Source organism: Streptomyces sp. NPDC001668, assembly GCF_042893155.1.
Lineage (GTDB): Bacteria > Actinomycetota > Actinomycetes > Streptomycetales > Streptomycetaceae > Streptomyces.
Genome location: NZ_JBIAUQ010000001.1, coordinates 49767 through 59004, shown reverse-complemented (window position 1 = coordinate 59004; position 9238 = coordinate 49767). Strand labels below are relative to the sequence as shown.

Here is a 9238-nt window from a genome sequence, read left to right as displayed (position 1 = left end):
TCCTGCGGTGCCGCCCCCGCGTCGTCGCCCGACGTGGCCGCCCAGATCCCGGCACCCGGCATCAGGCCTGCGATCCCCACACCGCGTGGCCGCCCGGTGCCGCGCGGGCCCCGGCCGGGGCGCAGCCGCGGGCTTCGGCACCCGGGACCACCCCGACGTCCTCGCCCCACGCCGCCTCCCATATCCCCACATCCGCCGCGGCGACCAGCACGACCAGCCTCCGCCGCCGCGCAGACCCCGGCCTCCGCCCCCTCAGGGAGAAGCCGGCGCCGAGTTCTTCGTGTCCTGCGGTGCCGCCCCCGCGTCGTCGCCCGACGTGGCCGCCCAGATCCCGGCACCCGCCGCGACGACCAGCACCAGCCCCGCGATCCCCACGACCAGTCTCCGCCGCCGCGTGGTCGCGCGATGGCGAGCCGAACCCGGCCGGGGCGCACCCGCGGGCCTCGGCACCCGGGCCGTCCCCCGCGCGCCTCCGGCCAGTTCGTCGGGGCCCGGCACCCTCATCGAGGTGTGCGTGTCCCGGTTGGAGTCCGCGGGTTTCGCCCCCGGCACCAGAGGCACCGCACCCCGCCGCACAGGGCGCCCGGACGGCACCGGCTCCCCGGAGGAGTCCGCGGCCACGTCCTCGGCGGCCTGCTCCTCCTCCGACTCCGCGTCCGGTTCGTCCACGTCCAGCGGCGGCATCCCGGCCAGCAGCGGCAGCAGCTCCCGCAGCCGCGCCCCCAGCTCGGACGCCCGCAGCCGCGAGGCCGGCGCCTTGGCCAGACACTGCACGATCAGCTGCCACAGCTCGTCGGGGATACCCGGCAGCGGCACCACCGTCTCCGTCACGTGGCGGCGCAGCACCGCGCCGGGATGCCCGCCACCGAACGGCGTGAACCCGGCCAGCAGCTCGTACAGGACGGTCGCGAGGGCGTAGATGTCCACGGCGGCCCGCGGCGGCAGTCCCTCGACGATCTCCGGCGCCAGGTAGTCCGGCGTCCCGATGATCTTCGTGGCCCGGGTCCGCCGCGGTGAGTCGATGAGCTTGGCCACACCGAAGTCGGTCAGCAGGGCCGGGTGCGAGCCACCGGGGCCGAGCGGTCCCTGCATGTCCAGCAGGATGTTCTCCGGCTTCACGTCCCGGTGCACGACCCCGGCCGCGTGCGCCGCGGCCAGCCCGTCGGCGACGTCCGCCACGATCGCGACCGCCGCCTCGGGGGCGAGCCGCTTCTCCCGGTCGAGCCGGGTGCGCAGATCCGTGCCCCGGACCAGGTCCATGACGAGCGCGAGGTCGTTGCCGTCGACCACGAGGTCGCGTACGGAGACCACGTGGGGGTGCTCCAGGCCGAGCAGGGCCGTGCGCTCCTGGACGAAGCGGCCGACGAGTTCCTGGTCGGACGCGAGATCCTCGCGCAGCAGCTTGACGGCGACGGGCCCCTCGGGTCCCTCGCCCAGCCACACCGTGCCGGCGCTGCCCCGCCCCAGGATCTGGTTGGCGGTGTACCGGCTGCCGATCTTCCGTGCCAAGACTGCTCCTACAGACGCGTGTTGTCGCTAAAGCTACGCGCCGGAAGAGCCAACCTTCACCGCGGAGACGGAAATCACCCGCTGGATGTCGACAAATCCCCAGGGTTACTGCTGACCTGAGGACTTTCCGCTCAGATCCCCGATCCATCCGCTCACGGTGTCGATGATGTCCCCGACCTGCTGCCAGTAGCTCTTGCCGGTGCCGATCCAGTCCTGGAGCGGGCTCAGCTCCCAGATCAGCCAGCTCGCGACGAACAGGATGACGATCGTGAACAGACAGCCCTTGAGGCAGCCCAGACCCGGGATCTTCATCGGGTTGGCGCTGCGCTGCCGCGGCTGCCGGGGCTCGCGCGCGGGGCGCTCGGGCTGCGGCGGGGGCGCGTACCGCTGCGGCTGTTGCTGCTGCGGGGCGTACTGCTGGGGCTGGGGCTGCTGCTGACGGCCGCGACCGCCCTGCGGCGGCCGCTGCGGGGGCCGCTGCTGCCGTTGCGGGGGCTGCTGTTGCGGCTGCTGTTGCTGCGGCCTGGCGACCTGCCGCTGAGGGCGGCGGCGCAGCGGGTCCTCGTTGGGGTCGAGGTACTGGACCTGCGTCTGTTCGTTGCGGTCCCGGGCCGCGCGCAGCTGGTTCTGCCAGGGGTGCGGGTCCTCGGGCCCGCCGGACTGCTGCCCCTGCTGTCCCTGGTGCCCCTGCTGCCCGTACTGCCCCTGTCCCGGCTGTCCCGGCGGCACCGGCGGCATGACGGCCGTCGGGTCGGCCGCGCCGCGGTGCGGGAGTACGGCGGTGGGGTCGGCGGCGCCGACGGGGTTGCCAGGGCCGGTGTGCGGCAGGAAGCTGGTCGCCGCGTTCGGGTCGTAGCCGCCCGCGGCGCCGGCGCCGTGCGGCAGGACCTGGGTCGGGTCGGCGGCGCCGGGCGTGTCCGGGACGGCCGCCGGGTCCGGGTCGGGCAGCAGCAGCGCGCCGACGTTGTCCGCCGCGGCGATCTGCGCGGAGTTCGCGTGCACGCCGATGCCCTCGGCGACCACACGCAGCCCGCGCGCGAGGTTCTCGGCGCTGGGGCGCCCGTCCGGGTTCTTGCTCAGACAGCGCTCTATGACCGTCCACAGCGGGTCGGGGACCGTGGAGGGGCGGCGCGGCTCGGCGCTCAGGTGCTGGTGCAGGACTTCGAGGGCGGAGCCCCCGGCGAACGGCGGACGGCCCGTGACCAGCTCGTACAGCAGGATGCCGGCGCCGTAGATGTCCACGGCGGAGGTCTGCGGGCGGCCCTCGGCGGACTCGGGCGCGACGTACGCGGGCGTGCCGACGAATTCCTGCGTCCGGGTCAGGCCCGGCGAGTCCGCGAGGCGTGCGATGCCGAAGTCGGTGAGCAGGGGGTGCATCTGGCCGCCGTACTGCCGCAGCAGCACGTTGGCCGGCTTGAGGTCGCGGTGGACCACGCCGTCGGCGTGGCTGGCGGCGAGCGCGTCGGCGATCTGGGCGGTGATCAGCGCGGCGCCGACCGGGCTGAAGGGGCCGTTCTCGCGCAGGTAGCGGTGCAGGTCGGGGCCCTCGACGAGGTCCATGACCAGGGCGAGCAGATCGCCCTCGACGACCAGGTCACGCACCCGCACGATGTTCGGATGGGTCAGCCGCAGCAGGACGGAGCGCTCGCGCAGGAAGCGCATCACGATGTCCGGGTCGCTCGCGAGCTCCTCCTTGAGGACCTTGATCGCGACGGTCTCGCCCGGCTGTCCGGGTACGGCGGCCTCGGCGCCCGCGGTCTCCCGCTGACGGGCCCGCCACACGGTCCCCGTGGCACCGCGTCCGAGCGGCTCCTCGAGGAAGTACTTGCTGCCTACCGGCCGCACGTCTGCACTCCCTGCTGCTTGCTGTCGTTCCGACCCACTTCCGACCCACTGTAGTGCCGCTCCTCCTGGCACTGCGTAAGCGTTGCCAAGCACGTTCGAAGGAAAGACGCTCCGCCCGGGTCTCCCGGTTGCCGGACGTTGACGTGACCGATCTCAAGTGATCGCGCGCGCTGCACTGGTCAGGCACTTTTGGGGGCAGAGCTGACCAATCAAGATCACTTGCCCTCGGGCGACGGGCGCGTTGTCAGTGGCAGGTGCGAGGATGCCTACCGTCAAGGCCGACGAACTTGGGCGCGTGCTTGTCCGCGAACTCGTCCGCGCAGAAGGGACCGCTGACGGCGATGCAGATCCGGCTGACCGTCGTAGACCCGCTGGGCCCGCCCGACCGGGGCCGGGGCCGCGCCGCGAGCTGCGACGTGCTGGTCACGGCTCCGGTGGGCACCGCGCTGGCCGCGGTGGCGACGGCGCTCGCCTCGGCGGTCCCGGCGGACGGGAGCACCTCCCGCGCGGGCGAGGCCGAGCGCGGTTCGGGCCCGGTCGTGCTGTACGCGGACGGGGAGCGGCTCGACACCCAGCGCGCCACCCTGGGCGAGCCGCCGCTGATCGACGGCGCCGTGCTGTCCGTGGGCGCCCCGGCGGCCCCCGAGCCCCATCCCGAGCTCGACGACGCCCCCACCCAGCTCCACGTGGTCGCCGGCCCCGACGCGGGCGGCGTCCATCTGCTGCACGGCGGCCAGATCCACATCGGCCGCTCCGCCGACGCCGACGTCCCCCTGGACGACCCCGACGTCTCCCGCCTGCACTGCGCGGTCACGGTCGCCTCCGACGGCCGCGTCTCGGTGGCCGACCTCGACTCCACGAACGGCACGACGCTGGACGGCACCCGTGTGGGCACCCGCCCGGTCCGGTTCCCTCCGGGGGCGCTCCTGAGGATCGGCGAGTCGGTGCTCCGGCTCTCGCCGAGCGGGGGGCCACGGCTCGGGACGGAACCGGACGGCGAGGGCCACGTGCGCGTGACCTCCGGCGAGGCCGGGCCCGTGACGGGCGGCGAGCGGGGCCCTGGGGGCGCGGACGCCGCCCGCAGAGCCGGCACCGCACCGGGCGGTGCGGACCGGGGGCCGAGCGTGAACGGCGCGCGCCGGAGTTCGGAGAGCGCCCCGGAGTCCGGTGCGGCCGGGTCTCGGCCCGGTGCTGTCCAGGGGCGCGGGACGGCAGAGGTCCGTGAGGACGGCAGAGGCGCCTCCGGCTCTCTCCCCGCACAGGCCGAGGGCTCGTCCCGCGCGCGCGGGAGGGTGTCGGCACGTGCCGCGGAGGCCGCGTCCGCCGCGGACGCGGGGGCGGCCGAGGGCTCGGCACGCGCGCGTGGTGGCCGGGACGGCGCCGGGGCCACGCCCCGGCCGCCCGCCGACCTGACCCACCACGCCTACGGCTCCGCGAGCTGGGGCGCCTCGGGCGGCGGCCCCGAGACCACGCGGGCGCAGGGCCACGGCTCCACCGAGCCGTCGGTGGTCGTTCCGGGTCAGGGCGGCGCACCCCGTATCGAGCGCCGAGTCGAGCGCCAGGGGGACACCGACGCCGGCCCCCGCGGCACTGCCGGAGGGCTCTCCCCCGGCGAGGTACGTGCCGGGGCCCCCGACGGGGACACCCACGGCGGCCGGTCCGGGCTCGGCTCCTTCGAGGTGACCCGCACGACCGCTGTCCCCTCACCTCCTCCGGCCGACCAGGAACTGCCCTCCCCGTCCTCCCCGTCCTCCGCGTCCGACGCCCCGGACACCACCGCGTCCGGCCGCCGCAAGGGCACCCCCCTGCGCGGGACCGACGTACCGCAGGGCGTGCGGCGGCGCGGCGGGCTGTCCGCGTGGGCCCGGCGGCTGACCGGCGCGCGGGGCGAGCAGGAGACACCCGAGCGGGACGAGACGTACGCCGAGACGAGCGCGCCCGTCACCCCGGCACCCTCGGCCAGCGCGCCCCAGGTGCCCGAGGTCTGGCCCGACCCGGCGGCCCTGCTGCTGACGGCGCTGGGTCCCGGCGCGCGCCTGTGGGAGCGCGGCCCCGGGCATCCGGAGGCCCTCACCGTGCGGCTCGGCACCGCCGACCGTGCGGCCCCGGACGGCTCGGGCCTGCTGCCCGCCGTGCCGGTCACCGCGGACCTGCGCGAGGTCGGTGCGCTGGGCCTGGCCGGTCCGCGCGCGCGGCTCGCCGGGCTGGCCCGCGCGGTGGTGGCCCAGCTCGCCGCCCTGCACGCGCCCGAGACCCTGGAGATCGTCCTGATCAGCACGGACCGCTCCCGGTCCGCGCAGGAGCGCACCGCCGAGTGGTCCTGGCTCGGCTGGCTCCCCCATGTCCGCCCGGGACACGGCCAGGACTGCCGCCTCCTCCTCGCCCACGACCGCGAACAGGCCGCGGCCCGTACCGACGAACTCCTGCGGCGCCTGGAGGACCACCTGGCCGACACGGAGCTCGCACCCGCCCGCAGCACCATCCCTGCCGCCCGCTCCGGCGCCCCGCAGACCCGCACCGGCACCAGCCCCCGGCGGCCCTCCTGGGCCCGGGACGACGCGGAGGACGAGACGGGCGGCGGTTTCCCGGGGCCGTACACCGTGGTCGTCGTGGACGGCGACCCCGGCGCCGCGGATCTGCGCAAGGCGGTGGCACGGCTGGCGGCGGAGGGCCCCAGGGCCGGCATCCACATCGTGTGCCTGGCCGAGACGGCCCCCGCCTCGCCCGCCTCTCCGGTGACCGACACCTACGAGGCTGCGTGCGCCGCGGCCCCGACGTTCCGCGAATGCGGTGCGGTCGGCCTGCTCAGCGGGGACGTGGCGACGGCCCTGCGGCTGATGCGGGTGGCTCGGGCGGGGGTTCCCGCGGAGAGGGGCACCGGGACCGACGGCGCCGGCGATTCCAGCCACCGCGCGAAGTCCGACGGCACCGGTCCGGGCCCGCGCGGCGACGCCGACGACACCCTGCACCTCACCGCGGCGCCCGCCCCGGCCCCGGTCGGACACGGCACGGTCGCCGCCGTGGACGCCGTCTCCGCGGCCTGGGCCGAGCGGTTCGCGCGGGCGCTGGCCCCGCTGCGGACGGACGGGCCCGCCGGTGCCGGACACACGCGCGTGTCCTCGCCGTTGCCCCAGTCGGCGCGGCTGCTGGACGAGCTGGGGCTGGCCCGGGCCACCCCGCCGTCGCTGATGACCCGCTGGGCGGACGCGGCCGACGACCCGGAGTCGCTCGGCGGCCGGGCCTGGGCGGTGCTGGGGGCCGGACCGCGCGGCCCGGTCTGCGCCGACCTCGTGGCCGAGGGCCCGCACCTGCTGATCGAGGGCCCCGCGGGCAGCGGCCGTACGGAGCTGCTGCGGGCCGTCGTCGCCTCGCTGGCCGCCGCCGAGCGCCCGGACCGCCTCAGCGTCGTCCTGATGGACGGCCGGGACAGCGTGGGCGCCGGGGGTGCCCCCGCCGGCGGTGAGGGGCTGCACGTGTGCACGGACGTGCCGCATGTGACCACCCACCTCACCGCCAACGACCCGGTCCGCATGCGGGAGTTCGCCCAGTCCCTGAGCGCCGAGCTGAAGCGGCGCGCGGAGCTGCTCGGCCGCTCCGACTTCGCGGAGTGGCACACCGGCCGGGAGCTGTCGGGCCGTATGGTCGCCCAGCGCACGGCGGCCCCCCGGGGCACCACCGGCACCGCGGGCGCCCCCGGCGACCCGGCCGCCGGTGACCTCGACTCGCCGCCCAGCTCCACGATCCGCCTGCGCCCCGGGGCAGCCCGCCGCAGGACGGAGACGGCACCCCCGCTCCCCCGTCTGGTCGTGATCGTGGACGACCTGGACGCCCTGGTCTCCCCGCCCCTCGGCTCTCCGGGCAGGCCGGCCGCGGGCTCGGTCATACGCGCGCTGGAGGCGGTCTCCCGCGAGGGCGAGCGCCTGGGCGTCCACCTGGTGGCCGCGACGGGTCCGGGCGGCCGTACGGCGGAGTGGGAGGCGGCCCGCCGGGCCACCCTCCGCGTCACCCTGGACGCCCCGGCCACCGGCCCGGACGAACCGGCGCCCGGCCGCGGCCGGCTGACCCGGTCCGACGGCCGGGTCACGGCCTTCCAGGCGGGCCGGGTCACCGGCCGCATCCCCCGCACGGCCACCCTGCGGCCCACGGTCGTGCCGCTGGAATGGGACCGCATGGGCGACCCGCCGGCCCGCCGCCCGGTCCGCGAACTGGGCAACGGCCCGACGGATCTCGCCCTCCTGGCGAGTGCATTGGAACGGGCAGCCAGGGAAGTCGCAGCAGCAGAGGTCCCGTCACTTCTCTAGCCGTCAAGGGGCCCGGGGGCACCGCCCCCTGGCCACGCGCGCCACAACGCAGCGGCACTGGTCACGACGGCATCACGATCTTCGGCTTGACAGCGGACGCCCACTTGCCGACCTCGTCCCCCCGGCGTAGACCAGATCGCACGGGACAGCCCTCGAACGTTCGACGAGGAACGAAGAACGGGGTCGTGATGCGCAGCACGAGCAGCACACAGCGGAAGCCCAGGTCAGCGAACAGGGCTGCGAAATCGGCGGCCGCCGCCCTCGCGGCGGCCCTCGCCCTCTCGCTCACCGCATGCGGCGGAGACGACGACAAGAGCAGTGACAGTGGCCCGACAGGCGGCAAGGAGACCGGCAGCAGTCTCAGCCTCCCCAAGCTGAACGGCCAGCACCTGGAGGTCGCCGCCGTCTGGAGCGGCGCGGAACAGGCCAACTTCAAGAAGGTCCTCGCCGAGTTCGAGAAGCGGACCGGCGCCACGGTGACCTTCGTGCCCGCCCAGGACCCGATCGTCAACTTCCTGGGGTCGAAGGTCGCGGGCGGCCAGCCGCCGGACATCGCGATGCTCCCGCAGCCCGGCGCGATCAAGCAGGCCGTGGACAAGAAGTGGGCCAAGCCGCTCGGCACGGAGGCCAAGGCGGAGCTCGCCAAGAACTACTCGCAGGGCTGGCAGGACATCGGCAAGGTCGGCGGCACCCAGTACGGCGTCTACTACAAGGCCGCCAACAAGTCGCTGATCTGGTACAACGCCAAGGTCTTCGAGAACGCGGGCGCCACCGAGCCGAAGACCTGGGACGAGTTGCTCACCACCGCGCAGACGGTCTACGACTCGGGCGTGACCCCGTTCTCCGTGGGCGGCGCCGAGGGCTGGACCCTGACGGACTGGTTCGAGAACGTCTACCTCTCCCAGGCGGGCCCGGAGAAGTACGACCAGCTGGCCAAGCACGAGATCAAGTGGACGGACCCGTCCGTGAAGGACGCTCTGACCACGCTGGCCCAGGTCTGGGGCAAGAAGGACTACGTCGCGGGCGGCGCGAAGGGCGCGCTCCAGACGGACTTCCCGGCCTCGGTGACGCAGACCTTCACCGGCGGCGACCAGCCCAAGGCGGCGATGGTCTACGAGGGCGACTTCGCGCAGGTCAACATCCAGACCGCCAAGGCGAAGGTCGGCACGGACGCGAAGGTGTTCCCCTTCCCGAAGGTCGGTGACACCGCCCCCGTGGTCTCCGGCGGCGACGCGGCCGTGATCCTGAAGGACTCCAAGGCGGCGCAGGCCCTTGCGACCTTCCTCGCCTCCCCGGACGCGGCGACCATCCAGGCCAAGCTGGGCGGTTACCTCTCGCCGAACAAGAGCGTGGACATCTCCTCGTATCCGAACCCGGTGCAGCAGAAGATCGCCAAGGCGCTGATCGGCTCGGGTGACGACTTCCGCTTCGACATGTCCGACCAGGCCCCGCAGGCCTTCGGCGGCACCCCCGGCAAGGGCGAGTGGAAGGCGCTCCAGGACTTCCTGACGAACCCGAAGAACATCGCGGGCACGCAGGCCAAGCTGGAGGCCGACGCGGCGGCCGCCTACGGGAACTGAGGC

5 protein-coding genes are annotated in these 9238 nt (G+C 75.1%); 2 read left to right on the top strand and 3 right to left on the bottom strand.

Going from position 1 to position 9238, the window contains the following annotated elements:
* Positions 1-61: 61 nt before the first annotated feature.
* The 3 genes from ACFYZ8_RS00250 to ACFYZ8_RS00240 all read right to left on the bottom strand — a co-directional run bounded on the left by ACFYZ8_RS00250 (position 62) and on the right by ACFYZ8_RS00240 (position 3354).
* On the bottom strand, positions 62-211 hold the full coding sequence (locus ACFYZ8_RS00250) for a hypothetical protein (RefSeq protein WP_388542247.1): 150 nt from the start codon (positions 209-211) through the stop codon (positions 62-64).
* Between the two features lie 41 nt (positions 212-252).
* Positions 253-1509 carry a serine/threonine-protein kinase gene (locus tag ACFYZ8_RS00245; RefSeq protein WP_388542248.1) on the bottom strand — a complete coding sequence of 419 codons (1257 nt, stop codon included), beginning with the start codon at positions 1507-1509 and terminating at the stop codon, positions 253-255.
* Between the two features lie 105 nt (positions 1510-1614).
* Positions 1615-3354 carry a serine/threonine-protein kinase gene (locus tag ACFYZ8_RS00240; RefSeq protein WP_388542250.1) on the bottom strand — a complete coding sequence of 580 codons (1740 nt, stop codon included), beginning with the start codon at positions 3352-3354 and terminating at the stop codon, positions 1615-1617.
* A gap of 341 nt (positions 3355-3695) precedes the next feature.
* On the opposite strand from ACFYZ8_RS00240, the gene ACFYZ8_RS00235 reads away from it, so the two are divergent.
* Together ACFYZ8_RS00235 and ACFYZ8_RS00230 are read left to right on the top strand one after the other, a co-directional pair.
* A complete protein-coding gene (locus ACFYZ8_RS00235) occupies positions 3696-7655 on the top strand; it encodes an FHA domain-containing protein (RefSeq protein WP_388542312.1) in 3960 nt (1319 codons plus the stop codon).
* A 188-nt stretch (positions 7656-7843) separates the two neighbouring features.
* Positions 7844-9235, top strand: coding sequence for an ABC transporter substrate-binding protein (locus tag ACFYZ8_RS00230; protein ID WP_359030580.1), 1392 nt, complete (start codon positions 7844-7846; stop codon positions 9233-9235).
* Positions 9236-9238: the final 3 nt, after the last annotated feature.